We start from the raw sequence: 26,084 nt of genomic DNA, 5'->3' as shown, positions 1-26,084 counted from the left end.
TCCCGATGCTACACAGGCGCGGCGAGGTTCACAGCTCCCGGAACATGAGGTGCATGTCGACCGGGCCTTCGCTCGGGTGGCGGAAGCCGCCGGGGATGAGCGCGAGGGTGCGCATGCCGAGGGCGTGCCAGAGCCTGACGGCGCGCGTGTTGGTGGCGACGACGGCGTTGAACTGCATGGCGTGGAAGCCGTCGGCCTTGGCGCGGGCGAGGGCGGCCTCGCCGAGGGCCCGTCCGACGCCGCGGCCCCCGAACGCGGGGTCGACCATGAAGCCGGCGTTGGCGACGTGGGCGCCCTGGCCGGGCAGGTTCGGGTGGATCTCGACGGTCCCGGCGACGCGGCCCTCGAGCTCGGCGACGAGCCGCGAGGCGGGCGCGGGGCGCTCCATCCAGTAGGCGCGGGTCCACGCCTCGGTGGTGTCGGGCGGCCACGGGTAGGTCTCGGCGGCTTCGATGATCGGTCGCATGAAGGCCCACATGGCGGGCCAGTCGGCGTCGCGGGCGTCGCGGATCTGCATGGGGCGAGATGGTATCCGGCGGACGCGGCCGGCGCCAGCGGCGGCCGCTGACGGCGGGCACCGCGGCAGTCCGCGGGGGCCTCGGGTCGGGCCCCCGGTTCGCAATGGTGCCCGCGGGGTCCGACACCGCGCCGTTCGAACGGCGGGCGGCCCGGGTCGCCCCGGGTTCCCGGGGACCGGGTCCCCGGAGGGCCCGGTAGGGCGGTTCAGCGGGGCGGCTGCCAGTCGGACAGGGACGCGGCCTGGTTCTGGACCCACGAGTCGGGGACGGCCCGCAGGAGGCTCTTGGTGACCCCGCGCCCGCCGGAGGCGATGGTGTGGACGCGGCGCGAGATGCGCGCGACGCGTTTGATGCGGGGCGCGCGGGCCCGGTCGTAGGAGGCGAGCGCCTCGGGGACCGACTCGGGGGTGCGCCGCAGGGCCCAGCCGAGGGTGACGGCGTCCTCGAGGGCGAGGCTCCCGCCCTGCGCGAGGATCGGCGCGACGCCGTGGGCGGCGTCGCCCATGAGGACCAGGCCGCCGCGGCCGACGGGCTGGTGGAGCTGGTGCGGCAGCGGCCACACGTACCGGACGGGCTGCTGGGTCAGCTCCGAGGGGCGGGTGGCGGCGATGAACTTGCCCACGGGCGGGGGCCAGTCGGCGAACCAGCGGTTGATGAGCTCGTGCTGGATCTGCGGGGACTCGGGGCGCATCCCGCCGGGCACGGTCGCCCACCAGCAGGCCCCGGCGTGGCCGAGGTCGCCGTAGCCGAAGCGCCGGCGGTCGGGGCCGTAGATCTCCACGGCGTCGGCGACGCGCTCGGGGGCGCGGTGGGCGGGGATGATGCCGCGGAAGACGACGACCCCGGCGTCCACGGTGGGCGCGCCGGGGGCGATGAGCGGGCGGGTCGGGGAGTCGACGCCGTCGGCGGCGACGACCAGTTCGGCGTCCCAGCGGCGGGAGGCGTCCCCGGCGGCCAGGTCGACCAGGTCGATCCGGTCGACCTGGGTCGCGGGGTAGACCTCGACGCCGTCGCCCAGGCGGGACACGAGCGCCTCGTAGAGCATCGCGTTGTGGACCATCACGGACGGGGTGCCGTCGTCGGCGCCGAGGCGGGCCGCCGAGAACGAGCTCGACAGCCGCTCCTCGTTTCGGATCTCGAAGTGGTCCACGGGGGTGCCGGCGGCGTCGAGGGTGGCGTCGACGCCGAGGGCGCGCAGGGCGCGCACCCCCGAGGCCCACAGGACCATGCCGAGGTCGTCGCCCTTGAGGCGTTCGCGCCGCTCCAGGAGCGCCACCCGCCAGCCGAGCTTCGACAGCACGATCGCGCTGGCGAGCCCGGCGACGCCGGCGCCCACGACTACGGCTCTACGGTTATGCATCTGCACCTGCCCGGGGGGAAGCGGTGGCGGTCAGCTGTCGCTGCGGGGCTTGCCCGCGTCGGCCCCGTCGGAGGGCTCGTCGGCGACGCCGTCCTCCTCGGGCCGGGCGTGCTCGGCGTCGGGTTCGGTGTCGGGTTCGGTCTCGGCGAGCTCGACGCCCTTGGGGAGGGCGCCGTCGACGTAGCCGGCGTCGCGGGCGGGCGCGGAGTCCCAGTCGACGGCGACGCGCTCGCCGCCCTCGAGGACGAAGACCTGGCGGGTGCCGCGGGCGCGCAGGAGGTAGACGACGGCGAGGACGACGATGATGACGCTCGTCCACTGGTTGAGGCGCAGGCCGGCGAAGGCCTCGGCGGGGTCGATGCGCAGGCCCTCGATCCAGAACCGGCCGATGCCGTAGAGGGCGACGTAGAGGGCGACGGCGCGGCCGGCGCCGAACTTCGCCTTGCGGTCGGCGAGGAGGACGACGAGGGCGACGCCGAGGTTCCACACCGCCTCGTACAGGAACGTGGGGTGGAACGTGGCGAACTCGCGGTAGCCGGAGACGCGGTGGGCCTCGTCGATGGCGACGGCCCACCACGCGTCCAGGGGCTTGCCGTACAGCTCCTGGTTGAACCAGTTGCCGAGGCGGCCGATGGCCTGCGCGACGGGGATGCCGGGGACGATCGCGTCGGCGACCATCCCGAACGGCAGCTTCAGCTGGCGGCAGCCGAGCCACACGCCGACGGCGCCCAGGGCGACGGCGCCGGGGATGCCGAGGCCGCCGTTCCACACCTCGAGGATCCGCCAGGGGTCGCCGTTCTCGCCGAAGTAGGCGTCGGGGCTGGTGAAGACGTGGTAGAGGCGGGCGCCGACGATGCCGAACGGCACCGCCCACACGGCGAGGTCGAGCACGGCCCACTTGGGGGCGCCCCGGGAGCGCATGCGCGCCTCGGCGATCCAGCAGGCCGCGACGATGCCGGCGAGGAGGCACAGCGCGTAGGCGCGGATCGGGACGGGGCCCAGGTGCCAGACGGCATCCTCGGGGCTGGGAATGTAAGCGAGGTCCACGACGAATAAACCTATCGGGTGGGGAAGCCGGGCGGGGCGCGGGCCCGAGCGGGGCGGGGCGCGGCGGCGGAGGGACGGAGCGGGACCGCGGGTCCCGAGTGGAGCGGGGCCCGCGGTCTGGGTCCGGTGTCAGCGGCGGACGCCCGCGGCGAGGTCGGCGGTGAGCTCGGCGAGGCGCTGGTGGCCGGTCGGGACGTCCTCGGCGTCGAGGTAGCAGTTCACGATCGCGGAGCCGACGATGACCGCGTCGCCGTAGGCGCCGATCTCGGCGGCCTGGTCGCCCGAGCGGACGCCGAGGCCGACGCCGATCGGCAGGTCCGTGTGGGCCCTGGTGCGGCGCACCAGTTCGGGGGCGGCGGCGGAGGTGGCGGCGCGGGCGCCGGTGACGCCCATGACGGACTGGGCGTACACGAAGCCGCGGCAGGCGGCGACGGTGGAGGCGATGCGCTCCTCGGTGGAGGAGGGGGCGACCAGGAAGACCCGGTCGAGGTCGTGCGCGTCGGAGGCGGCGATCCACTCCGCGGCCTCGTCGGGGATGAGGTCGGGGGTGATGAGCCCGGCCCCGCCCGCGGCGGCGAAGTCGGCCGCGAAGCGGTCGACCCCGTAGCGTTCGACGAGGTTCCAGTAGGTCATGACGAGGATCGGGACGCGCCCGGCGACGGCCTCGGTGACCTCGAAGACCTGCCGGGTGCGGAACCCGGCGGCGAGCGCGCGGTCGGCGGCCTTCTGGATGGCGGGGCCGTCCATGACCGGGTCGGAGTAGGGCAGGCCCAGTTCGATGAGGTCGGCGCCGTGGTCGATCATGATGTCGACGGCCTTGATGGAGTCGGCGAGGGTCGGGAACCCGGCCGGGAGGTAGCCGACGAGGGCCGCGCGGCCCTCGGCCCCGGTCTTCGCGAACGCTTCGGCGGTGCGCATCTAGTGGTCTCCCTTGTCCGCAGGGGCGTCGAAGCCGTAGTACTCGACGACGTTGCCCATGTCCTTGTCGCCGCGCCCGGACAGGTTGACCAGGACGCGCGAGCCGGGCTGGAGGGACTTGGCCAGGCGCAGCGCCCCGGCGAGGCCGTGCGCGGACTCGATGGCGCAGATGATGCCCTCGGTGCGGGCGAGCTTCTCGAGGGCGGCCATGGCCTCGGCGTCGTCGACCGGTTCGTAGGCGGCGCGGCCGGTGGCGGCGAGGTGGGCGTGCTCGGGGCCGACGCCGGGGTAGTCGAGGCCGGCCGAGATCGAGTGGGACTCGATGGTCTGGCCGTCCTCGTCCTGGAGGACGAAGGTGCGGGCGCCGTGGAGGACGCCGATCTGCCCGGCGGTGATGGTGGCGGCGTGGCGGCCGGTGTCGTAGCCGTCGCCGCCGGCCTCGAAGCCGTACAGCCTGACGTCCTCGTCGTCGAGGAACGCGGTGAAGATGCCCATGGCGTTGGAGCCGCCGCCGACGCACGCGGCGACGACGTCCGGGAGGGCCCCGGTGCGCTCGAGGAACTGGGCGCGGGCCTCGTCGCCGATGCCGCGGCAGTAGTCGCGCACGAGCTGCGGGAACGGGTGCGGGCCGCCGACCGAGCCGATGAGGTAGTGGGTGGTGTCGACGGTGGCGACCCATTCGCGCAGGGCCTCGTTCATCGCGTCCTTGAGGGTGCGCGAGCCGGTGGTCACGGGGACGACCTCGGCGCCGAGCAGGCGCATGCGGGCGACGTTGAGCGCCTGGCGGCGGGTGTCCTCCTCGCCCATGTAGACGGTGCACTCGAGGCCGAAGTAGGCGGCGGCGGTGGCGGAGGCGACGCCGTGCTGGCCCGCGCCGGTCTCGGCGATGATCCGGCGCTTGCCCATGCGCTTGGTGAGCAGGGCCTGGCCGAGGACGTTGCGGATCTTGTGCGCGCCGGTGTGGTTGAGGTCCTCGCGTTTGAGCCAGACCTCGACGCCGGCCTCCTGGGAGAGGCGCTCGGCGAGGTACAGCGGCGAGGGCAGGTTGCCGTACTCGCGGCCGAGCGCGTCGAGCTCGGCGGTGAAGTCGGGGTCGGCGAGGGCCTCGGTGTGGGCGCGCTCGAGCTCGTCGAGCGCGGCGATGAGCGCCTCGGGGACGAAGCGGCCCCCGAATTCGCCCCAGTGTCCGCCGGGATCTGGATTAGGCACGGTTGTCGCTCCCCTTCTCGACTCGCTCGGCGCGCGTCGCGGGCCGGATCGGCTTGTTGTCCCGCGCCGACCGCTAGATCGGACGCGGCGTGGCCGGGTGGGACCCGGCGGTGACCAGCTCGGCGACGGCGTCGCGCGGGCTCTTCTGCTTGACGACGCCCTCGCCGACGAGCACGGCGTCGGCGCCGGCGCTGGCGTAGCGGATGAGGTCGCGGGTGCCCCGCACGCCCGACTCGGCGACCTTGACGACGTCGCGGGGCAGGCCGGGGGCGATGCGCTCGAACACCGAGCGGTCCACTTCGAGCGTAGTCAGGTCGCGGGCGTTGACGCCAATGACTTTCGCGCCGGCGCGGAGGGCCCGGTCGGCCTCGTACTCGGTGTGGACCTCGACGAGCGCGGTCATGCCCAGGCCCTCGATGCGCTCGTGGAGCGAGACGAGGGTGTCCTGGTCGAGGGCGGCGACGATGAGGAGGACCAGGTCGGCGCCGTGGGCGCGCGCTTCGAGGACCTGGTAGGGGGAGACGACGAAGTCCTTGCGCAGGACCGGGATCTGGACCTTGGCGCGGACGGCGTCGAGGTCGTCGAGGCTGCCTTTGAAGTAGTTGGCCTCGGTGAGGACGGAGATGACGCTGGCGCCGCCGGAGGCGTACTCGGCGGCGAGGACGGCCGGGTCGGGGATGTCGGCGAGCGCGCCCTTGGACGGGGAGGCGCGCTTGACCTCGGCGATGACGCTGACGCCGCCGCCGGCGAGGGCCGCGTAGCCGTCGAGGGGGGCCTTGGCGGCCTGCGCGAGCTCGCGCATCCGCTCGATGGGGGTCTCGGTCTGGCGCCGTTCGAGATCGGCGCGGACTTCGGTGATGATCTGCTCCAGCACGTTCACCTAAGATCGTCCCTTCTCCTGCGCCGATGCCGTGATATTAGGCGACGAGGGGTCCTGGCCGGAGTCGAGGGCGTTCCAGAGCGACACCGGGTCTTCTGCTATGGCGGGGCCGTCCGCGGGGGCGGCGTCGTAGCGGGACGCCGAGTCGGGCCAGCGGCCGGCGCGGGCGCAGGTCGCGGCCCCTGCGGCGGCGAGGGCGAGCCCGGCGGCGGCGAGCGTCCAGGGCCACGCCCCGGCGTCGAGGTGGAGGGCGCCGGCGAGGGCGGCGGCGAGGCCCGCGAGGGCGGCGACGGCGCCGAGGGCGCGGCGGGCGCGGTTGCCGGTGGCGAGCATCGCGAGGAACGCGGCGCCGCCGGCGAGGGCGCAGGGCAGGCCCCAGGAGGCGAGGTCGGTGCCGGTCTGGGCCGCGGCGGCGGCGTGGCCGGTCTCGGCGGCGGTCCACTCGCGGGAGGCGGCGAGCGCGGCGAGGGCCGCGGCGGCGAAGCCGGCGAGGAGGACGCGGGTGCGTTCGGCGGCGCGCGGGTGGCCGGGTGTCGCTTCGGCGGTCATGCGATGGACCTTCCGGTGAAGCAGGTGCGGGTGCCGGTGTGGCACGCGGGGCCGGTCTGGTCGACCTGGAGCAGGACGGTGTCGCCGTCGCAGTCGACCGCGACCGAGACGACCGCCTGGTGGTGGCCGGAGGTCTCGCCCTTGACCCAGTACTCGCCGCGGCTGCGCGACCAGTAGGTGGCCTTGCGGGTGGCGACGGTGCGGCGCAGGGCCTCGGCGTCCATCCACGCGAGCATGAGGACTTCGCCCGTGTCGTGCTGCTGGGCGATCACGGGCACGAGTCCGTCCGCGTTGAACGCGACGGGCGCGTCCGCCCCGGACCCGGGGTCCGTGTCGTCGCCGGTCTGTCGGTCTCCCACGCTTACCGATTGTGATCGCCCCCCGGACGGGGCCGCCACCCGGGCCCGCCGCGGTGTGAATCGTGGGATTCTCGGGGGCATGGAGCGCCCTTATGTGATCGTTTCGGCCGCGATGAGCCTCGACGGCTTCCTCGACGACGTCGCGGAGGAGCGCCTCGTCCTGTCGAACGCGGCCGATTTCGACCGGGTGGACGCGGTGCGCGCGGGGGTGGACGCGATCGCGGTGGGCGCGGGGACGGTGCGCGCCGACGACCCGCGGCTGCTGGTGCGCTCGCCGGAGCGGCGGGCCGAGCGGGTGTCGGCGGGCCGGCCCGCGTCGCCGCTGCGGGCGGTGTTCTCCCCGTCGGGCGAGCTGGACCCGTCCGCGCGGCTGTTCGACCGCGGCGCCGAGGACGTGGGCGGCCGGGTGGTGGTGTACACGAGCGCGGCCGGGGCGCGGGCGTGCCCGCTGGGCCCGGAGGCGGCGGAGGTGGTGGCGACCGCGGAGCGCGAGGTGGACCTGGCGGCGGCGCTGGCCGACCTGGCCGGGCGCGGGGTGGCGCGGCTGCTGGTGGAGGGCGGCGGGACGGTGCACACGGCGTTCCTCTCGGCCGACTTGGTGGACGAGGTGCACGTGGCGGTGGCGCCGTTCCTGCTCGGGGACCGGGGCGGGGCGCGGTTCGTGTACGAGGCGGCGTTCCCGCAGGGGCCGGGGCGGCCGCTGCGGCTGGCCGAGGCGCGGGCGATCGGGGCGATCGCGCTGCTGGTGTACCGTCGGGTGAACGTTTTATACGTGTATGCGCCGATGATCCCCTAAAATGGCCGCAGCGTCGACGCCGACCGGACGGGGATGGAGCGAGGAATGTCCGAGACAGACACGGCCGGACCGGGGGAGCCCCCCGAGGATCCCGCCCCTCCGGCGTCCGGCGAGTCCGAGCCCAGGCCCGAGACCCTCCCGGTCGACAAGACGACCTTCGGCATCGCCGCCGCGGTCGTCCTGGCGGTGATCGTCCTGGGCGCGGTCTTCCCCGACGACTTCGAGACCGCCTCCACGGCGGCCCTGGACTGGGTGATCGGCAACTTCGGGTGGCTGTTCATCATCGCCGGGAACGTCTTCCTGGTCCTGGCGGTCTACATCGCGGTGAGCCGCTTCGGCAACATCCGGCTCGGCAACAGCGACGAGGAGCCGGAGTTCGGGACGCTCCCGTGGATCGCCATGATGTTCGCGGCGGGCATGGGCATCGGCCTGATGTTCTTCGGCGTGGCCGAACCGCTCTCGCACTACTTCACGGTCCCCCCTCCGCTCGAGCTGGAGCCGGACTCGACGTTCTTCGAGCAGGACCGGCAGCGCGGTGCACTGATCTACACCTATTTCCACTGGGTGCTGCACCCGTGGGCCATCTACGCCGTCGCGGGGCTGGCGCTGGCGTACTCGACCTTCCGCAAGCGCCGCGGCAACAACCTCAGCGACGCGTTCCTGCCGCTGACCGAGGGGCGCCGCTGGGGCCCGGGCGCGGGCCGGGCGATCGACCTGATGGGCATCTTCGCGACGGTGTTCGGCACCGCGGCGAGCCTCGGGTTCGGCGCCCTCCAGGTCGCGGTCGGCCTCGATCTCGTCGCCGGAGTGCCCGGGTCGACGCAACTGGAGCTCATCGTGATCGCCGCGCTGACCGCGGCGTTCGTGGCCTCGGCCTTCTCGGGCGTCCACCGCGGGGTCAAGTGGCTGTCGACGGCGAACGTGGTGCTGGCGGCGGTGATCATGGCGTTCGTGTTCTTCGCGGGGCCGACGCTGTTCCTGCTCGACGCCTGGCCGTCCTCGGTCGGCTCGTACCTGTCCGGCCTGATGCGGCTCTCCAGCGTCACCGGGGCGTTCGGCGGCGAGGACTGGATGGCGGCCTGGACGATCTTCTACTGGGCGTGGTGGCTGTCGTGGGCGCCGTTCGTGGGGACGTTCATCGCCCGCATCTCGCGGGGCCGGTCGGTGCGCCAGTTCATCACCGGCGTGCTGCTGGTGCCGTCGACGGCCTCGACCGTCTGGTTCGCGGTCATGGGCGGGACCGCGATCTGGAACCAGGCCAACACCGACGCCGACTACGGCGACGCCGTGGCCAAGGGCGAGGAGTACGCGATGTTCGCGCTGCTGGAGTCGCTGCCGCTGTACGCGGTGGTGTCGGGCATATCGATGCTGCTGGTCGCGAACTACTTCGTGACCAGCGCCGACTCGGCGTCGCTCGTGCTCGGGTCGCTGTCGAGCTCGGGTTCGCTGACGCCGAAGAAGCCGCTCGTCGTGTTCTGGGGCCTGACGATCGGCGCGGTCGCGGCGGTGCTCCTGCTCAGCGGCGGCCTGGAGGGGCTCAAGAACGCCACGATCATCGTGGCGCTGCCGTTCATGTTCGTGATGCTCCTGCTGTGCGTCGCGCTCATGAAGGAGCTCAGAGAGGACCCCGGGGGCAGTCAACTGCGGTACCAGCTGCGGCACAAGGGCTTCCGGGAGGCGATACGCCGGCTCGTGGGCGAGGAGGTCGAGACCCGCACCGGGCCGAGGAACCCGTGGGGCCGCGGGCGGATGCGCCCGTGGCTGGGGACGGGACGCCGCAACGGCACCGACGACGAGGCCGCTAAATTATGGGGTGAACCTGCGGCGGAAGGAATCCCCATGAAGGCGATCGTGGTCGAGCAGACCGGCGGGCCGGGCGTGATGCGGCTGCTGGAGGGCGAGGACCCGGGCCCGCGGCCCGGTCAGATCGCCGTCAAGGTGGCCGCGGCGGGCGTCAACTTCATCGACGTCTACCACCGCACCGGCGCCTACGGGCTGCCGCTGCCGTTCACGCCGGGCCTGGAGGGCGGCGGGTACGTCGCGGCCGTCGGCGCCGGCGTCACCGAGTTCGCCGTCGGCGACGAGGTCGCCTGGAAGAGCGTCCCGGGCTCCTACGCGGACCTCGTGGTCGGGGACGCCGACCAGTTCGTGGCCGTCCCCGAGAAGGTGGCGGTCGAGACCGCCGCGGCGGTCATGCTCCAGGGCCTGACGGCGCACTACCTGTGCAACAGCGTCTACGACGTGCAGGAGGGCGACACCGTGATCGTGCACGCCGCCGCCGGCGGCATGGGCCTGCTGCTCACCCAGATGGTGAAGGTCAAGGGCGGCAAGGTCATCGCCACCGTCTCGACCGACGCGAAGGCCGAGCTGGCCCGGCAGAACGGCGCCGACCACGTCATGCGCTACGAGGGCTTCGGGGCCAGGGCCCGCGAGCTCACCGGCGGCGAGGGCGTCGCGGCGGTCTACGACGGCGTCGGCAAGGCCACCTTCGACGAGGGGCTCGGGGCCCTGCGGCGCCGCGGCGTGATGGCCCTGTTCGGGCAGGCGAGCGGCCCGGTCCCGCCGGTGGACCCGCAGGCGCTCCACCAGGGCGGGTCGCTGGTGCTCACGCGGCCCACGCTGGTGGACTTCACCGCGACCCGCGAGGAGTACCTGCACCGCGCCGCCGAGGTCTTCCAGATGATCGAGGACGACAACCTCCTCGTCCGCGTCGGCGAGGCCTTCCGCCTCGAGGAGGCCCCCGAGGCCCACCAGGCCCTGGAGGACCGCAGGACCACCGGGAAGCTCCTGCTCGTCCCCTGAGGACGGAGGGACACGCCCTCCGCGATGCCCTGTCCGCAAGGTTTCCCGCCATAAGATCCTGTGGTCCCGCCCGAACGTGCGACGCCAGAAGGATCTCCGAACGTGAACTCAACGACAGGCCGCCTGCTGCTCGTCGGCGCGGTGAGCGCCGCGCTGCTGACGACCGCCGCCCCCGCGCAGGCCCAGGAGGACGAGGCCGGTTACGCGAGCTGGACCTTCGAGGGCGGGAGCCGCGACTACACCGGCACGATGACCCTCCCGGGGAACTTCCCCGAGGCGGTGTTCACCAGCGACGCCCGCGCCGACTCGGGCCTGCGCTCGGGCGGGAACACCTGGCTCGGCGAGGACACGCCCTTCGGGGAGGTCTTCGGCTCCAGCCGCGACCAGGGCTACCCGCTCATCCGGCCCGACACCGACGCGCCGGGCAACCCCTCGACCACGACGTACGCGTTCGCCTCGCCCACGCCGTCGAGCGGCTGGGGCTTCGCCCTCGGCGACCTCGACGCCGACACCGTCACGGTGCGGGCCGCCGACGCCGAGGGGAACCCCGTGCCCGCCGCGGGCCTCGGCTTCGAGGGCGTCTTCAACTACTGCACCGTCTCGCCCCGGCCGGGCGCCTGCTCCGGCGGCACCGGCCCCGACTCGCCGACCTCGCGCATCGAGTCCGCTTCGGTCACGATCACCGGGGCCGGCGCGGACGACAACGGCGACGCCGCCTGGTTCCGGCCCACCGCGCCCCTGGCCGGCCTCACCTTCGAGTTCAGCGCCCTCAGCGGGCTCCCGGTGTACCAGACCTGGTTCGCGAAGCTGGCGATCCCCGAGCCGGAGCCGGGCGAGGACCCTGCGGACGAACCGGGCGAGGACCCCTTGGACGCGGCCGCGCCGGTCGCCGACGACGCGTCCGGCGACGCCCCCTCCGACGGCGAGGGCCCGCTCGGCCTGCCGGTGCTGCCGGTCACGGGCGCCCCGCTCGCCGCGGCGGGCGGGGCGGGACTCGCCGCGCTGGCCGCCGGCGCGGCCGCCCTCGCCTGGACCCGCCGCCGGTCCAGGGCCTGAATCCGGGACGCGCGAAGGGCCGCAGCGGTCGCCGCTGCGGCCCTTCGGATCCGGCCGGGCCCGGCGCCTCCCCTGAGGGCCGGTCCTCCGTCGACAATGGCCTCGATTCGATAACAGTCGTTGCGGCGCAAGCGGTGCTTGCCCGGTAAATCAGCCGTTCAGCCGATGCCTCAGCGTAACCGCATTGCTACGTTGTCCCCGATGCACTGCATCGACGTCATTCGATATCCGACGACGAAGGGATTCGCGATGCGAATGAACCTCCTGAGACGCCTGCTCCTCGCGCTCGCCGCGATGGCGGCCCTCACCGCCCCCGCGGTCTTCGCGGGAGCCCCCGCGCACGCCGCGTGGGGCGCCCAGTACCCCGTGACCATCCAGGTCACCGGCAACGGCCACCAGCTCGGGTACGCCACCGGGTGGGTCCAGTTCGACACCGGCGGCGACACGTTCCAGTACTCCATCACCGTCTGCCGCCAGTCCAGCTACACCCCGCCCAGCCTGCGGGTGGCCGTCAACGCCTACACCCCCGGCAACCTGTACGGCACCACCGTGACCACGCACTACACGGACCCGACCGGCCCGTCGGGCACCGCCCCCTGCTACGGCCGCAGCCAGACCGTGACCGGCCAGCACACCTTCACCGGCCACCAGAACGTGTACTTCGTGCTCTCGGGCAACACGTTCGTCAACGGCAACAACTTCACGGTCTACACCCAGGACCGCTACGTGTCCAACCCCTACTAGACGCAGCGCCCCGCCCGCGCCGATCGGGCGCGCCCGGTCATGATCCCCGGCGCCTCATGGCCCCTCACCGACCTGCCGGCCGCCGCCCGGAACCGCTCCGGGCGGCGGCCCCGGACCGCTACGACGAGCGGGTCTGCTCCACCCACGAGCCGTGGAGCCCCGCGTAGACCGAGCCCTCCTCGGCCGCCAGGACCGCGTGCGGGCCCTGCTGGACCAGGTCCCCCGCGTCGAACACCAGGACCTCGTCGGAGGTCTCGGCCGTCGACAGGCGGTGCGCGATGATCACCGTCGTGCGCCCGCGCGTCACCGCGTCCAGCGCCGCCGACAGCCGCAGCTCGGTCGCCGGGTCCACCGCGCTCGTCGCCTCGTCCAGGACCAGCAGGTCCGGGTCGGCGACGTAGGCGCGCACCAGCGACACGAGCTGGCGCTCGCCGACCGAGAGGTTCGCGCCGCCCTCGCCCAGCTCCGACTCCAGGCCGTTCGGGAGGGTCTCGACCCAGTCCTGGAGGCCGAGTTCGGCGAACGCCACGTAGATCTCCGCGTCCGTCAGCTCCGGCCGCGCGAAGCGCACGTTGCTCGCGAGGGTCCCGTTGAACAGGAAGCCCTCCTGCGGGACCATCGTCACCCGCCCGCGCAGCGACGCGAACGTCACCTCGGTCAGCGGCGCCCCGCCCAGCACGATCCGGCCGGAGGTGGGGTCCATCAGGCGCGTCAGGAGCTTCGCGAACGTGGTCTTGCCCGAGCCGGTCTCGCCGACCACGGCGACCTTGGCGTGCGGCCGGATCGCGACGTCGATGCCGTGCAGGACCTCCTCGCCGCCGGGGTAGGCGAAGCGCACGCCCTCGAAGCGGACCCCGAGGGGCCCTTCGGGGAGCGGGCGGCCGTCGACCGGGTCGGCCACGTCGGGCTCGGTGTCGATGACGTCGAGGACCCGGCGCCAGCCCGAGACCGCGTTCTGCGCCTCGTTGAGCGTCTCGGTGCCGATGACCACGGGCTGCGTGAACAGCACGACGAGGAACAGGAACGCCGTCAGGCCGCCCACCGTCATCGACCCGTCCGCGACCAGGAACGCGCCGAGGACGACCACGACCGCGTTGACCCCCAGGTACACCAGCTCGCCGGCGCCGAACGAGAACGCCGAGCGGCTGATCGCCCGCGTCTGGTCGCGGCGGTGCTCCTCGATCGAGGCGTCCAGGCGCTCGCTGGTGCGGGCGCCGACCCCGTAGGCGCGCACGGTGCCCGCGCCGACCACCGCCTCCGAGACCGCCGAGAGCATCTTGGAGACGCTGCGGCGCACGTTCGTGTAGGCGGCCGCCAGGTGCTTCTGGAGCCATTTGATCAGCCACGTCACGGGGATGAACACGATCCACACCGCGAGCGCCAGCTGCCACGAGTAGACCACCATGACCACGGTGGCGACGATGATCTGCGCCGTCGAGGTCACCAGGACCATGCCGCCCTGCTGGAGGAACTGGCTCACCTGGTCGATGTCGGTCGTCACGCGCGCCGTCAGCGACCCGCGCCGCTCGGACTGCTGGTGCAGCATGGACAGGTCGTGGATGTGGCGGAACGTGCGCCGCCGCAGGGAGGCGAGGGCGTGCTCGGAGACGACGAACAGGCGCCGGTTCATGAGGTAGTTCGCGGCCGTGGTGACGATGAGGGCCGCGACGCCGAGCGCGGCCACCACCAGGACGTAGGACAGGTCGGGGCCGCCCTCGCCGAGGAGGCCCCGGTCGAGGATCTGCTGGGCGCCGATGGGGACCACGAGGCGCCCCAGGGCCGTGACGGCCGCGAGGAACACGGTGAAGGCCAGGCCGCGGCGCAGCTCCGGGGAGAGCTGGAGGCCGCGCTTGACGGTCTGGAGCGGTCCCGGCTGGGTGTCTTCCGGCTCGTTCACGCCGCGTTCTCCTCATCGAATTCGCGCTCGGCCTCGGCCCGCTCGTAGGCGGTGACGAGTTCGGCGTAGGGCTGGTGGGTGCGCAGCAGCTCCGCGTGGGGGCCGCGGGCGGTGATGCGGCCGCCTTCGAGGAAGACGACCTCGTCGGCGAGCGCGATGGTGGCCCGGCGGTAGGCGACGACGAGGACGCTCGCGGCCTCGGAGGAGTCCTTGAGGCCCGAGAGGATCTGGGACTCGACCTTCGGGTCGACGGCGCTGGTGGCGTCGTCGAGGACGAGCAGGCGCGGGCGCCCGGCGAGGGCGCGGGCGAGGGTGAGGCGCTGGCGCTGGCCGCCGGAGAGGGTCGTGCCCCTCTCGCCGACCTCGGTGTCGAGGCCGTCCTCGAGGGAGGCGGTGAACTTCTCGGCGCCGGCCGCGGCGAGGGCGTCCCAGAGGCGGTCGTCGTCGACGCCCTCGCGGTCGAGGGCGAGGTTGGCGCGGACGGTGTCGTCGAAGACGAACGGGATCTGCTGGACCAGGGCGGTGGTGCGGGCGAGGCTGGCGTGGGTGAGGCCGCGCAGGTCCTCGCCGTCGACGCGGATCGCGCCGCGGGAGGGGTCGATGAGGCGGGCGGCGAGGTGGGCGAGGGTGGACTTGCCGGAGCCGGTGGCGCCGACGAGGGCGACGGTGGTGCCGGGCTCGACGGCGAAGGTGACCTCGCCGAGGGCCTCGTGGCCGTCGGGGTAGGCGTAGGCGACGGCGTCGAACTCGAGCCGGGCGGGGGCCTGGGAGGCGGGGAGCTCCTTGTCGCCGTAGGTCATGTCGCCGGTGGCGGCGAGGACGTGGTCGACGCGGCGGCGGCCGACGACGGAGCCGGGGAGGTCGCCGAGGACCCAGCCGATGGCGCGGACGGGGAAGGCGAGCACGGAGAACATGAAGGAGACGGTGACGAGCTGCTCGAGGTCGATCGCGCCGGCCTCGAAGCGGGCGAGGCCGACGAGGAGGGCGATGAGGACGCCGATCTCGGGGAGGCCGGCGATGGCGGGCTCGAAGGCGGCGCGGAGGCGCCCGACGCCGATCATGGCGTCGCGCAGTTCGTCGGCGGAGGCGCTGAACCGCTCGGTCTCGGCGGCTTCGCGGCCCATGGCCTTGACGACGAGGGCGCCGTCGAAGGACTCGTGGCCGACGGCGGAGACCTCGGCGCGCAGTTCCTGGGCGCGTTTGGCGCGGGGGGCCATCTTGGTGGCGAAGACGGCGTTGAGGGCGAAGAGGGCGGGGAACATGCCGAGGGCGACCAGGGCGACGGCCCAGTCGATGGCGACGAACGCGACCATGGCGACGGCGACCATGAAGAGGGTGCCGCAGGCGAAGGGGAGCGGGGCGAGGGGGCGGGCGGCGGCCTCGACGTCGGCGTTCGCGTTGGACAGCAGGGTCCCGGTGGGGTGGCGCTGGTGCCAGGAGACGGGGAGGGCGAGGTAGCGGCGGGTGATGCGGCGGCGCCAGTGGGCCTGGACGCCGAACTGCATGACGCCGGCGCCGATGCGGCGGGCGCACATGGAGGAGAAGCGGACGATGGAGATGCCGAGGAGGGCGGCGACGCCGAGGAGGACGGATCCGAGGGCGACCTCGCCGTTCTCGTAGGCGGGAACGGCGATGCCGGCGACGACCCAGCCGGTCACGTAGGAGAGGAAGAGGGTCATGCCGGTGTTGATCATGGCGCCGGCGGCGCCGATGGCGAAGGGCCCCGGCCGCAGCCGGATCATGTCGGCGAGGTTGCGCAGTCCCGCGCGGAGGATGCGGTCGTCGGCGGGCTGGTCGTCGAGGGAGGCGCCGGTGGGCAGCGTCATTGGGTCTCCGGTCGGTGGGTGTGCTCGCCAGGCTCCTGGCGGCACTGGCTAGCCGGTCGGCAAGCGACCGCTAGCAATCATGCCTCGCGCCGCAGGCGGTCGCCAACCGTATTCCGGATCGGGTTCGCGGCGGCACGCCCGTCCCCGCCTCCCCGAAGGCGCAGACCCCCTCTCGCGACGGGAGCCGGCCCCCGCAGCGGCGGCCTCATCGGAACGCGCGGGCGGCGGCAGCGGTGGTGCCCGAACACGCGGGCGGCGAAGCGGCCCCGAGGAGCGGGCGCTGTCGCACCCGTGGGGCAGGGTTGAGACCGGGGGACCCGCTGATGTCCGATTTGCCCGGACGCTCCGTTCGCGTTCAGCGCTGCGCGAACGGCGCCCGCGCATCAGCGGACCGGGTGGCCCGCGTCCTTCAGCTCCCGCTTGACCTCGCCGATGGCGACGTCGCCGAAGTGGAAGATCGAGGCCGCCAGCAGCGCGTCCGCGCCCGCCTCGACCGCGGGCGGGAAGTCGGCGGCCTTGCCCGCGCCGCCCGAGGCGATGAGGGGCACGTCCACGGCGGCGCGCACCGCCGCGATGAGCGGCAGGTCGAAGCCGCCCTTGGTGCCGTCGGCGTCGATCGAGTTGAGCAGGATCTCCCCCGCCCCGAGCCCGGCGGCCCTCGCGCACCACTCGACCGCGTCGATGCCGGTGCGGCGGCGCCCGCCGTGCGTCGTGACCTCCCAGCCCGAGTCGGTGGCCGCGCCGGAGGCGACGTCCGCCGAGAGCACCAGCACCTGGTTGCCGAACCGGTCGGCGATCTCCGCGATCACCTCGGGCCGGCTGATCGCGGCCGTGTTGACCCCGACCTTGTCGGCGCCCGCGCGCAGCAGCCGGTCGACGTCGGCGGGGGTGCGGACCCCGCCGCCGACGGTGAGCGGGATGAAGACCTGCTCGGCGGTGCGGGCGACCACGTCCATCATGGTGCCGCGGTCGTCGGAGGAGGCGGTGACGTCGAGGAACGTCAGCTCGTCGGCCCCGGCCGCGTCGTAGGCGGCGGCCAGCTCGACCGGGTCGCCCGCGTCGCGCAGGTTCTCGAAGTTGACGCCCTTGACGACCCGCCCGGCGTCCACGTCCAGGCAGGGGATCACACGCACCGCAACAGTCACGCGGCAAGACTACCGGAGGCGGCGTGCGGCCCCGCGTTCGTTTCGCGGTCGGCGAGCAGCGTCCCCGCCATGGCCGAAGCCGCGAAGTCGATCACCGCGGGCGTTGCCGATGTCGCCTGCCGGCAGCCCCGAGAGGCGGCCGAGCGCGCAGGCGCCGCGCCGGAGGCCGTCGCGGCGGAGGCGCTCGGGAAGGAGGCTGTGTCGTGCGCGATACATCCGCCCCAGACTTGAACCTGTTCAAGAATGTGGAGTAGCGTGAATCGAAGTTGAACATGTTCAACTCATTGCACACCCCCGTCAGAACGGAGCGCTGTCATGGACATGACGGTCGTCGCCTACATCGCCTACCTCCTCGTCGCCGTACCGCTCACCGTCTGGGTCGCCCGCACCCTGGGCGCCAACGGCTACCACTTCATCAAGGACGTCTTCGCCGGGGACGAGCAGCTCGCCCACGCCGTCAACAAGCTCCTCCAGGTCGGGTTCTACCTGCTCAACTTCGGGTTCGTGGCCCTGTGGCTGCGGACCGGGGCGCCGATCGGCGACGCCCGCGGCGTCTTCGAGACCGTGGCCGTCAAGATCGGCGCCGTGCTGCTGGTGCTCGGACTCCTCCACGTGCTCAACGTGATCGTGCTCAACGGCTTCCGCAAGCGCGGCCATGTGGACGCCCGGGCGCTCGCCGCCCTCGAACCGCCGCACCCGCCGCAGCGACCGTACCCGAACGGCGCCTGACCCAAGTAGGATCGCCTGCGTGAGCGCACCTGAGGCCGAACCCGACGCGTCCGCCCGCCCTTCGAGCAAGGGCGAGCGGACGCGGCAGCGCATCATCGACGTGGCGCTCGCGATGTTCGCCGAGCGCGGCTACGACAAGACCACGATGCGGGCGATCGCCGCCGAGGCCGGGGTGTCCGTGGGCAACGCGTACTACTACTTCAAGTCCAAAGAGCACCTGATCCAGGGCTTCTACGAGCAGGCGACCCTCCGCCACGCCGAGCTGGCCCCCCGGATGCTCCAGGGCCGGGAGACCCTCGCGGAGCGGATCGAGGCGGCCCTGCTGGCCTGGCTCGACATCGCCGGGCCCTACCACGCGTTCGCGGGCCAGTTCTTCCGCAACGCCGCCGACCCGTCGAGCCCGCTGAGCCCGTTCTCGGAGGACTCGTCCGAGAGTCGCGACCGGGACATCGCCCTCTACCGGGAGGTCCTGGAGGGTTCGAAGACCAAGGTGCCGGCCGACATGGCGGACATCCTGCCGGAGATGCTGTGGCTGCACCAGATGGTCGTGGTCCTGTACTGGGTGTACGACGCCTCCCCCGGCCAGGAGCAGTCGCGGGAGCTGGCCCGGCGCACCGCGCCCCTGGCCGCCCGGGTGGTGGCGCTGTCGCGGCTGAAGATCCTGCGCCCCCTGGTGAAGCAGGGCGAGGAGCTGGTGCGGGACTTCCTCATCACCCGCCGGCCCGCCTGAGGCCCCGCGGCCCGTCCGCCCCGCCCCCTCCCGGCGCGCCGGAGGCCGGCGGGAGGGTGTCCCGCCGGCCTCCGCCGGTCCCTGTGGAGGGCGCGGTCAGCAGTCGCGCAGCTCCGGCGACTGGTTGAGCAGCTGCCCGCGCGGGGAGATGAACTTGCGGTAGGTGTCGGAGTCGACCTCCGACACCGGGAACGCCGCGATCCGGTGGCAGTTCTGGAAGGCGAGCTTCACGCCGTAGTGGCGCTCGAGGGCGCCGCGCATCGAGTCCGAGGCGAGGACGCGCAGCAGTTGCCCGCGCGCCTGCTCGTCCGGCGGCGGGGTGGTGTTGTCGGCGAACTGCGTCGAGCCGCTCGACGAGACGACCCCGTTCTTCAGGTCGTTGACGACCTTCGCGATGAGCTCCCACGCGAACGGCAGCGACTGCTTGACGCAGTCGATGAAGTCGGCGTCGCCGACCTCCCCCGCTTCGGCTTTGGCGAGCAGGTCTGCAGAGACGTCAAGGGACATGCGTTCTCCTCTCGGTTCGAATCGGTTCATTGTGATCGGTCCGGTCACCGTCCGCTGTCGGGTAGTCGACGCAGAGGGGTCCCGGGGTCGCCGCCGTCCAGGCCCGTCCGCGCGGCGCCGCGCGGGCGGGCGGGCGGTCAGCGGGCCTCGGCGCCGAGCAGGTGCTCGCCGAGGACGAAGCCGGGCACGATCTGGTCGGCGAGGTCGACGCCGGCGCGGTCGTTGCCCCAGGCGAGTGCGGCCTTGCGGTGGAACTCGTGGGCCTGGCGGGTGAACTTGGCCCAGTCCTTGCCGCCGGCGACGGCGCGTTCGCGGGCGGCGTCGACGACGGCGAGGTTCTCGGGTTCGAGGTCGGCGACGGGGCCGACGCTGCCGCGTTCGGCGGCCTTGACGTACCGGGAGCGCGCGCACCAGCCGAGGAGGGCGTCGCCGACGTGGCCGCGCAGGAACGCGACGTCGTCCTCGTCGTCGATCTTGTTGCCGATCACGGAGATGCGCACGTCGTAGTCCTCGGCGTAGCCGAGGTACTGCTTGTAGACGCCGACCGAGCGCAGGGTCGGCTCGCACACCAGGAAGGTGTGGTCGAAGCGGGTGAACATGCCGGAGGCGAAGGCCTCGGCGCCGGCGACCATGTCGACCACGACGAACTCCTCGGGGCCGTCCACGAGGTGGTTGAGCAGCAGTTCGACCGCGCCGACCTTGGAGTGGTAGCAGGCGACGCCGAGGTCGTCGTCGACGAAGCCGCCGGTGGCGGCGAAGCGGATGCCCTCGTGGTCGGTGAAGAGCGCGTCGACGACGGGGTCGGACTCCCCCACGGTCAGCAGGCGGGAGCCGGGGCCGGGCGGGGTGGTCTTGAGCATGAGCTCGGCCGAGGGGATGAGCGGGTTGGCGCCGCGCAGGTGCTCCTTGATGTCGCCGAGGTGCTCCCCGAGGACCGGGCCCATCGCGGCGGCCTCGGGGTCGAGGCCGAGCGCGGCGGCCAGGTGCTGGTTGATGTCGGCGTCGATGGCCATGACCGGGTGGCCGAGCGCGGCCGCGCGGCGCGCGAACAGCGAGGCCATCGTGGTCTTGCCGGAGCCGCCCTTGCCGACGAAGGCGAGTTTCATGTGCTGTGGTCCCCCACCAATTGAAAATGGTTGTTGATTTCAAATGGAGGGTAGCAGGCCCCGGAGGCGACGGTTCCTCATATGCGAAGGGCCCCATCGGCATGGTGCCGACGGGGCCCTCGTGGGCGGTGGGGTCAGATGACGACGCCGGCCTGGCCGCCCGCGACCTCCGACTCGAGCTGCGCGGCGGCCTTGGGCGCCGCGGTCTTCTTGCGCAGGCGCCGCTCCGCGAGGACCACCAGCTTCGAGAGGGCGTACGCCAGCGCGAAGTAGATGAACGCGGCGATGATGAGCGCCTGGAGGAACGAGTTGCTGTAGTCGCGGCCGACGATGTTGGCCGAGTGCAGCAGCTCGGGGTAGGTGATCACGTACCCCAGCGAGGTGTCCTTGAGGAGGATCACCAGCTGCGCCAGCACCGCCGGGAGCATGTTCCGCAGCACCTGGGGCAGCACGATCAGGCGCTGGACCTGCCCGTGCCGCAGGCCCACCGCGTAGCCGGCCATGGCCTGGCCCGGCGGCAGCGCCGCCACGCCCGCGCGGAGGATCTCGGCGAGGATCGCCCCGTTGTAGATGCCCAGGCCCAGCACCAGGAACGTCAGGCGCCGCGCCTCGTTGCTCCAGCCGAGCGTGTCGGTGGTGAACCCGAAGTGCCCGTCGATGGTGAAGGAGATCCAGATCAGCAGGATCAGCGGCAGCGCCCGGAAGAACTGGACGTAGCCGGTCGAGGCCCAGCGGGTCAGCCCGAACCGCGAGATCCGGCCGAAGCCGACCAGGACGCCCAGGACCAGCGCCAGGACCGAGCCGAGCGCGAAGGCCAGGAGGGTGTCGAGGATCGCCGGCACCCACGTGGTCTCGACGACCAGCGCGTCCAGCGGGTTGACCCAGCGGGACTGCTCGAAGAAGCCCTCCCCGGCGAGCACGCTGGCCGCATAGGCCAGGATGCCCAGGATGACCACCGCGGAGACGATGGAGGCGACGGTGGAGCGCTGCCGGCCCTTGGGGCCGAGCGCGTCGAACAGGACCGTGCTCTCGTTCTGTCTGCTCATGACTCGCCTGCTCTCATCGGACGAAGGCGGTGCGTTTTTCAACGAGCCGCACGAGGTAGCTGAGGACGAGGGCGATCAGCAGGTAGCTGACGGTGACGCCGATGATGACGCCCCACAGGTCGAAGCGGCTGGCGTTGTCCTCGATGAGCCGCCGCGACTGGGCCGTCAGCTCGGTGACGCCGATCGCGAGCACCAGCGCGCTGTTCTTGACCAGGGCGATCAGGAGCGAGCCGAGCGGGGGGATCACGGCGCGGACCGCCTGGGGCATGATCACCGAGCCGAGGGACTGGCCGAAGGTCAGCCCGATCGAGCGGGCGGCCTCGGCCTGGCCCAGCGGGATCGAGTTGATGCCCGAGCGCAGGGTCTCCCCGACGAACGCGCCGGTGTACATCCCGAGGCCGAGCAGCGCCCACACCCAGTTGTCGGCCACGATCCCGATCTTGGGCAGGCCGAAGTACATGATGAACAGGACGGCCAGCAGCGGGACGTTGCGGAACAGCTGCGTGTAGGCGTTGGCGGCCCAGCGCGCCGGGAAGGCGGGGCTCACGTGCATGACCACGAGGACCATGCCGATGGCGAGGGCGATCGTGTAGCTGGTGAGGGTGACCCACACCGTGGTCCACATGCCCGCACCAAGGGCCGCGACCATCAGATCGAAATTGTCGAACAAGCGGACTCCTCCATAAGGCGGGCGGCGACGGCCGGGGCCGCCACCGCCCTACCGAACGGTCGCGGGTCTAGTAGCGGTTCGGGGTCGGGAACGCGGGCGTCTCCATGCCGGCGGCACCGAAGGTCAGGTCGAACGCCTTCTCCCAGTCGCCGTTGGCGATGATCTCGTCGATCATGTCGTTGACGAACATGCGCGCGTCGGTCTCGCCGAGCGGCATCGCGATGCCGTACGGCTCGTCGGTGAAGATGTTCGACGAGTCCAGGACGCGGAAGGCGTCCGGCTTGTCGACGGTGAAGCCGTAGAGGATCGTCTCGTCGGTGCTCACCGCGTCGGTCTGGCCGTTCTCGAGGGCCTCGGCGCAGGCCGCGTAGTCGGCCAGCGGCGTGATGACGGCGTCGGGGTTCTCGTTCGCGAGGTTCTCGATCGAGCCCGAGCCCTCGGCGATGCACACGTCCTTGCCCGCGAGGTCGGCCACCGAGTTGATGTCGGTGTTGTCGGCCGCGACCATGACGTTCTGGCCGGTCTCGAAGTACGGGCCCGCGAAGTCGAAGTTCGGGAGCCGCTCGGGGTACATCGAGTAGGACGCGATGACGACGTCGACGGTGCCGTCGTTGACGTAGGTCTCGCGGTTCTGGGAGGTCGTCTCGATGAACTTCAGGTTCGCGTCGTCGCCCTCCTCGTCCACGGACCCGAAGATGTACTGGGTCAGCAGCCGCGCGACCTCGGCGTCCATGCCCTCGATCGCGCCGGTCGCGGTGTTCTTCTGGCCGATGAGCGGCTGGTCGAACTTGACGCCGACGTTGATGTAGCCGCGGTCCTGGATCTCCTGGATGTAGCCCGCGGGGATCTCCGCGGCCTGCTCGAGCGAGTACTCGCCGACGGACTCCTGGAGCTCGTCCTGCTCCTCCTGGTCCTGGCTCGCCTCGCCGGAGCAGGCGGCCAGGGCCATGGTCGCGGAGGCGAGGGCCGCCACGGCGACCCTGCGGCCGGTCTTGAACGTACGCATAGGTGTTTCCTTCCTCAGGGGTCCAACGGTGGTGTCGGGTGGCTCTAGTGGGTCATGACCTTGGACAGGAAGTCCTGGGCGCGCGCGGTCTTCGGGTCGTCGAAGAACTCGTCGGGCGCGGCGGTCTCGACGATCTGGCCGTCGGCCATGAACACGACCCGGTTCGCGGCGCGGCGGGCGAAGCCCATCTCGTGGGTCACCACCACCATGGTCATGCCCTCGCGGGCGAGGTCCTGCATGACGTCGAGGACCTCGTTGATCATCTCGGGGTCGAGCGCGGAGGTCGGCTCGTCGAACATCATCAGCTTGGGGTCCATGGCCAGGCCGCGGGCGATCGCCACGCGCTGCTGCTGGCCGCCCGAGAGCTGCGACGGGTAGACGTCGGCCTTGTCGGACAGGCCCACGCGCTCCAGGAGCTGGCGGGCGCGGGCGTCGGCCTTCGCCTTGGGGGTGCGGCGGACCTTGATCGGGCCGAGCGTGATGTTCTGGAGCACCGTCAGGTGCGCGAAGAGGTTGAAGTGCTGGAAGACCATGCCGACGTCGGCCCTGAGGTTGGCGAGGGCGCGGCCCTCGGCCGGCAGGGGCTTGCCGTTCACGGTGATCTGCCCCGAGTCGACGGTCTCCAGGCGGTTGATGGTCCGGCAGAGGGTCGACTTCCCGGAACCGGAGGGTCCGATGAGGACCACGACCTCGCCGTCGTCCACGGTCAGGTCGATGTCCTTGAGCGCGTGGAGGTTCCCGAAGTGCTTGTTGACGCCGGAGATGGTGACCATCGGAGCCTTCGGCGTTGCTTCCATACGTATCCCTGTGGTCGTGTAACCCTCGACTGGCGCGGGGCGATCGGATTGGGGCCTTAAGTACCTTAGGAATAGTAGTGTGACAGCTCACGGGCGGTCACTGGGGCGCTGGCGGGCCGCAACTAGTCGGCAATTAAGTAACGGGCCCATAAAGAAGGACCGGGCGAAAACAGGAACGAAGCGCCCCCGGAACAAAGGTGACACTCGCGTCGTCCGGTGGCCGCGGGCGCCCCGGTGGGATTAGGGTCGATCCATGACCGCACCCGTGGGAACCGCGAGCATCACCGTCGAGAAGCGTGGCCTGGTGGACTACCAGGAGGCCTGGGACTACCAGAAGGAGCTCCAGCAGCGGCGCATCGACGACGAGATCGGCGACACCGTCCTGCTCCTGGAGCATCCGAGCGTGTACACCGCCGGGCGGCGCACCGAGACGTGGGCGCTGCCGCAGGACGGCACGCCGGTCGTCACGGTCGACCGCGGCGGCCAGATCACCTGGCACGGGCCGGGCCAGATCGTCGGCTACCCGATCATGAAGATGCGCCGGAAGGTCGACGTGGTCGGCTACGTGCGCCGGGTCGAGGACATGGTCGCCGCCGTGTGCCACGAGTTCGGGGTGACCTCGGCGCGGGGCCGGATGCACGACCGCACGGGCGTGTGGCTCCCGGCCGACGACCAGGGGCCGGAGCGGAAGATCTGCGCGATCGGGGTGCGCGTGCGCTGGGCGACCACGATGCACGGCTTCGCGCTCAACTGCAACCCGGACATGAGCTACTGGGAGCGGATCGCGCCGTGCGCGATCACCGACGCGGACGTCACGAGCCTCTCGCGCGAGCTGGGCCGCACCGTCACCGTCGAGGAGGTCCTGCCGGTGGTGGAGAAGCACCTGGGCCTGCTCCTGGAGCGGGACTGACCGGGGCCGCTCAGCAGCCCTCGTAGGCCTCGGGCTGCTCGTCGGCGAGCCCGGGGGCCTCGTGCAGCAGGACCTTGAGGATGTTGGTCCAGGCGTCCGATTCGGGGTAGAAGACCTCCGAGTGCGAGTGGACGCCTTCGACGGTCTTGCCCGCGATGCCCTGGCCGGCGAGGCTGCGGCCGTAGTCGTCGACGGCCCCGGGGGTGTCCGGGAGCGAACCGGTCTCGAGGTTGCGGACGCCGGGGAAGTCGTCGGGGTCGGCGCCGTGGCCCAGCAGCGGCACGTAGGGCATCCCCTGGACGTAGGAGATCGGGTCGCCGGGCGCGGTGATCGAGTAGCGGGCGCGGCACGGCTCGGTGTAGTCCTCGGGGCCGTACACGTCGTTGCCCATGCCGGCCGAGGCGATGTGGAGGACCTGGTCGGCTTCGAGGTCGTAGGTCTCGGCGTAGCCGATGACGGCGCCGCCGTAGGAGTGTCCGGCGAGGGTGAGCGGGGTGTCCGCGCCGATCTGGTTGCGCAGGTCGAAGGTGAAGGACGCGAGGCTCTCGGCCGCGACCTGGGACCAGGAGGCCCAGGACTCCTCGACCCAGCCCGAGGGCCAGGACGCGGCGGCCCAGACGACGACCGCGAGCTCGCCGTCGGCGGCGTCCACGAAGGACTCGGCACGGTTGTAGTAGAGCTGGAAGTTCTCGCTGGAGAGCACGGCGGAGCCGCCGGGGACGAGGACGGCGACGTCGGTCGCGGTGTGGAGGTCGCCGACGACCTCGATCCAGGAGCCGTCGCCGTTGTTGTTGTAGGGGTCGAGGTAGAGGAACTGGCGGCCGGTGCCGGCGAGGGCGGCGAGCTCGGCGCGGGCGGGCCGCTCGGCGTCGTCGGTCCAGGGGCGCCCGGGGCTGTCGTAGGCGGTCGAGGCGGCGGTGGTCGCTTCGAGGATGAGCCGGTTGGCGGTGATGCGGGCGTCGAAGGGCGCGCCGGGCATCTCGGCGACGACGGAGGGGTAGAGGACGGCGAGCCAGGCGGTCGCCTCCTCGCCGAGGCCGGTGTAGAACGCGTTGACGTCGACGGGGTCGAGGTCGCCGCCGGCGGCGTAGAGGGTGGCGAGGGCGTCGCCGAGCTCGCCGGAGCCGGTGTCGGGGAGCGCGGCGACGAGGGCGGCGGCGACCTGGGGGTCGGCGAGGGCCGCTTCGAGCGCCGCGGCGGGGTCGTCGCCGGGGACGGGGGCGGCGGCGCGGAGCGCCGCGAGCTCCTCGGCCGGGTCGGCGGCGAGGACGGGGACCGCTTGGAGCTGGTCGGCTTCGGCCTCGCCCAGGCGGGTCAGGCCGGCGAGGTAGACGAGCGCCAATGCGGCGACGGCCGTCAGGACCGTCGCGCGCCACCACCGGAATCTCACCGGGCCAGCCTAACCGAGCCGGATGCCGGGTGCCGAACGCCGCGTGTGTGAGCGCAGCCTCGGGAGGCGGCGAACGCGGGCAGGGGC

General features: G+C 72.5%; 26 protein-coding genes. 8 read left to right on the top strand and 18 right to left on the bottom strand.

The annotated features are described in order from the left end of the window. Positions 1-28 precede the first annotated feature (28 nt). The 8 genes from LO763_RS13395 to hisI form a co-directional block, all read right to left on the bottom strand. A complete protein-coding gene (locus LO763_RS13395; protein ID WP_230602897.1) occupies positions 29-517 on the bottom strand; it encodes a GNAT family N-acetyltransferase in 489 nt (162 codons plus the stop codon). A 206-nt stretch (positions 518-723) separates the two neighbouring features. Next, positions 724-1,878: an FAD-dependent oxidoreductase gene (locus LO763_RS13390; protein ID WP_255672367.1), complete on the bottom strand. Its 1,155-nt coding sequence runs from the start codon at positions 1,876-1,878 to the stop codon at positions 724-726. Positions 1,879-1,908: 30 nt separating this feature from the next. After that, positions 1,909-2,925, bottom strand: coding sequence for a prolipoprotein diacylglyceryl transferase (gene lgt, locus LO763_RS13385; RefSeq protein ID WP_230602894.1), 1,017 nt, complete (start codon positions 2,923-2,925; stop codon positions 1,909-1,911). A 129-nt stretch (positions 2,926-3,054) separates the two neighbouring features. After that, complete coding sequence (gene trpA / locus LO763_RS13380) at positions 3,055-3,843, bottom strand: tryptophan synthase subunit alpha (RefSeq protein WP_230602888.1); 789 nt, start codon at positions 3,841-3,843, stop codon at positions 3,055-3,057. After that, on the bottom strand, positions 3,844-5,052 hold the full coding sequence (trpB, locus tag LO763_RS13375; protein WP_230602885.1) for a tryptophan synthase subunit beta: 1,209 nt from the start codon (positions 5,050-5,052) through the stop codon (positions 3,844-3,846). Between the two features lie 73 nt (positions 5,053-5,125). Beyond that, positions 5,126-5,926, bottom strand: a complete 801-nt coding sequence (gene trpC / locus LO763_RS13370; RefSeq protein ID WP_369431987.1) for an indole-3-glycerol phosphate synthase TrpC — start codon at positions 5,924-5,926, stop codon at positions 5,126-5,128. Positions 5,927-5,932: 6 nt separating this feature from the next. Continuing rightward, positions 5,933-6,481: a Trp biosynthesis-associated membrane protein gene (locus LO763_RS13365; protein ID WP_230602881.1), complete on the bottom strand. Its 549-nt coding sequence runs from the start codon at positions 6,479-6,481 to the stop codon at positions 5,933-5,935. Next, entirely contained in the window at positions 6,478-6,840 is a 363-nt protein-coding gene (gene hisI / locus LO763_RS13360; RefSeq protein ID WP_230602879.1) for a phosphoribosyl-AMP cyclohydrolase, read from the bottom strand. The genes LO763_RS13365 and hisI overlap by 4 nt, the downstream gene beginning before the upstream one ends. Before the next feature lie 79 nt (positions 6,841-6,919). Between hisI and LO763_RS13355 the strand changes: the two genes are divergently transcribed. From LO763_RS13355 to LO763_RS13340, 4 genes are all read left to right on the top strand, one after another. Continuing rightward, positions 6,920-7,636, top strand: a complete 717-nt coding sequence (locus LO763_RS13355) for a RibD family protein (protein ID WP_230602874.1) — start codon at positions 6,920-6,922, stop codon at positions 7,634-7,636. A gap of 45 nt (positions 7,637-7,681) precedes the next feature. Next, on the top strand, positions 7,682-10,438 hold the full coding sequence (locus LO763_RS13350; RefSeq protein WP_230602872.1) for a BCCT family transporter: 2,757 nt from the start codon (positions 7,682-7,684) through the stop codon (positions 10,436-10,438). A 102-nt stretch (positions 10,439-10,540) separates the two neighbouring features. After that, positions 10,541-11,494, top strand: a complete 954-nt coding sequence (locus tag LO763_RS13345) for a hypothetical protein (protein WP_230602870.1) — start codon at positions 10,541-10,543, stop codon at positions 11,492-11,494. Positions 11,495-11,749: 255 nt separating this feature from the next. Beyond that, positions 11,750-12,238: a hypothetical protein gene (locus tag LO763_RS13340; RefSeq protein WP_230602868.1), complete on the top strand. Its 489-nt coding sequence runs from the start codon at positions 11,750-11,752 to the stop codon at positions 12,236-12,238. Positions 12,239-12,356: 118 nt separating this feature from the next. Here the strand turns inward: LO763_RS13340 and LO763_RS13335 are convergent, their stop codons facing one another. The 3 genes from LO763_RS13335 to hisF all read right to left on the bottom strand — a co-directional run bounded on the left by LO763_RS13335 (position 12,357) and on the right by hisF (position 17,106). Then, entirely contained in the window at positions 12,357-14,135 is a 1,779-nt protein-coding gene (locus LO763_RS13335; protein WP_230602866.1) for an ABC transporter ATP-binding protein, read from the bottom strand. After that, positions 14,132-15,961, bottom strand: a complete 1,830-nt coding sequence (locus tag LO763_RS13330) for an ABC transporter ATP-binding protein (protein WP_230602863.1) — start codon at positions 15,959-15,961, stop codon at positions 14,132-14,134. Before LO763_RS13330 ends, LO763_RS13335 begins: the two co-directional genes overlap by 4 nt. A 383-nt stretch (positions 15,962-16,344) precedes the next feature. Next, positions 16,345-17,106: an imidazole glycerol phosphate synthase subunit HisF gene (gene hisF / locus LO763_RS13325; RefSeq protein WP_230602861.1), complete on the bottom strand. Its 762-nt coding sequence runs from the start codon at positions 17,104-17,106 to the stop codon at positions 16,345-16,347. Between the two features lie 69 nt (positions 17,107-17,175). Here hisF and LO763_RS13320 point away from each other — a divergent pair, with 69 nt between their 5' ends. From LO763_RS13320 to LO763_RS13310, 3 genes are all read left to right on the top strand, one after another. Further along, complete coding sequence (locus LO763_RS13320; RefSeq protein WP_230602858.1) at positions 17,176-17,337, top strand: hypothetical protein; 162 nt, start codon at positions 17,176-17,178, stop codon at positions 17,335-17,337. 84 nt (positions 17,338-17,421) lie between these two features. Beyond that, positions 17,422-17,835 carry a hypothetical protein gene (locus tag LO763_RS13315; RefSeq protein WP_230602856.1) on the top strand — a complete coding sequence of 138 codons (414 nt, stop codon included), beginning with the start codon at positions 17,422-17,424 and terminating at the stop codon, positions 17,833-17,835. Between the two features lie 19 nt (positions 17,836-17,854). Continuing rightward, positions 17,855-18,565 (top strand): TetR/AcrR family transcriptional regulator, encoded by a 711-nt coding sequence (locus tag LO763_RS13310; RefSeq protein WP_230602854.1) that lies wholly within the window; start codon positions 17,855-17,857, stop codon positions 18,563-18,565. 96 nt (positions 18,566-18,661) lie between these two features. On the opposite strand, the gene LO763_RS13305 is transcribed toward LO763_RS13310, so the two are convergent. From LO763_RS13305 to LO763_RS13280, 6 genes are all read right to left on the bottom strand, one after another. Further along, the gene (locus LO763_RS13305; RefSeq protein ID WP_230602852.1) at positions 18,662-19,072 is read right to left on the bottom strand and encodes an SCO5389 family protein; all 411 of its coding nucleotides are present in this window, start codon (positions 19,070-19,072) and stop codon (positions 18,662-18,664) included. A gap of 137 nt (positions 19,073-19,209) precedes the next feature. Continuing rightward, positions 19,210-20,178: an ATP-binding protein gene (locus tag LO763_RS13300; RefSeq protein WP_230602851.1), complete on the bottom strand. Its 969-nt coding sequence runs from the start codon at positions 20,176-20,178 to the stop codon at positions 19,210-19,212. A 134-nt stretch (positions 20,179-20,312) separates the two neighbouring features. Continuing rightward, complete coding sequence (locus LO763_RS13295; protein ID WP_230602849.1) at positions 20,313-21,224, bottom strand: amino acid ABC transporter permease; 912 nt, start codon at positions 21,222-21,224, stop codon at positions 20,313-20,315. A 13-nt stretch (positions 21,225-21,237) separates the two neighbouring features. Then, positions 21,238-21,894, bottom strand: coding sequence for an amino acid ABC transporter permease (locus tag LO763_RS13290; RefSeq protein WP_230602847.1), 657 nt, complete (start codon positions 21,892-21,894; stop codon positions 21,238-21,240). Positions 21,895-21,961: 67 nt separating this feature from the next. Continuing rightward, complete coding sequence (locus tag LO763_RS13285) at positions 21,962-22,900, bottom strand: glutamate ABC transporter substrate-binding protein (RefSeq protein ID WP_230602846.1); 939 nt, start codon at positions 22,898-22,900, stop codon at positions 21,962-21,964. A 44-nt stretch (positions 22,901-22,944) separates the two neighbouring features. After that, positions 22,945-23,697 (bottom strand): amino acid ABC transporter ATP-binding protein, encoded by a 753-nt coding sequence (locus LO763_RS13280; RefSeq protein ID WP_304608821.1) that lies wholly within the window; start codon positions 23,695-23,697, stop codon positions 22,945-22,947. 253 nt (positions 23,698-23,950) lie between these two features. Between LO763_RS13280 and lipB the strand changes: the two genes are divergently transcribed. Beyond that, positions 23,951-24,607: a lipoyl(octanoyl) transferase LipB gene (gene lipB / locus LO763_RS13275; protein ID WP_230602844.1), complete on the top strand. Its 657-nt coding sequence runs from the start codon at positions 23,951-23,953 to the stop codon at positions 24,605-24,607. 10 nt (positions 24,608-24,617) lie between these two features. Here lipB and LO763_RS13270 read toward each other — a convergent pair whose 3' ends face one another. Further along, a complete protein-coding gene (locus LO763_RS13270; RefSeq protein WP_230602842.1) occupies positions 24,618-25,997 on the bottom strand; it encodes an alpha/beta hydrolase in 1,380 nt (459 codons plus the stop codon). Positions 25,998-26,084: the final 87 nt, after the last annotated feature.

The organism is Glycomyces amatae (genome assembly GCF_020991375.1).
Classification (GTDB): Bacteria; Actinomycetota; Actinomycetes; order Mycobacteriales; family Micromonosporaceae; genus Glycomyces; species Glycomyces amatae.
This window is presented reverse-complemented; position numbering and strand designations above follow the sequence as displayed.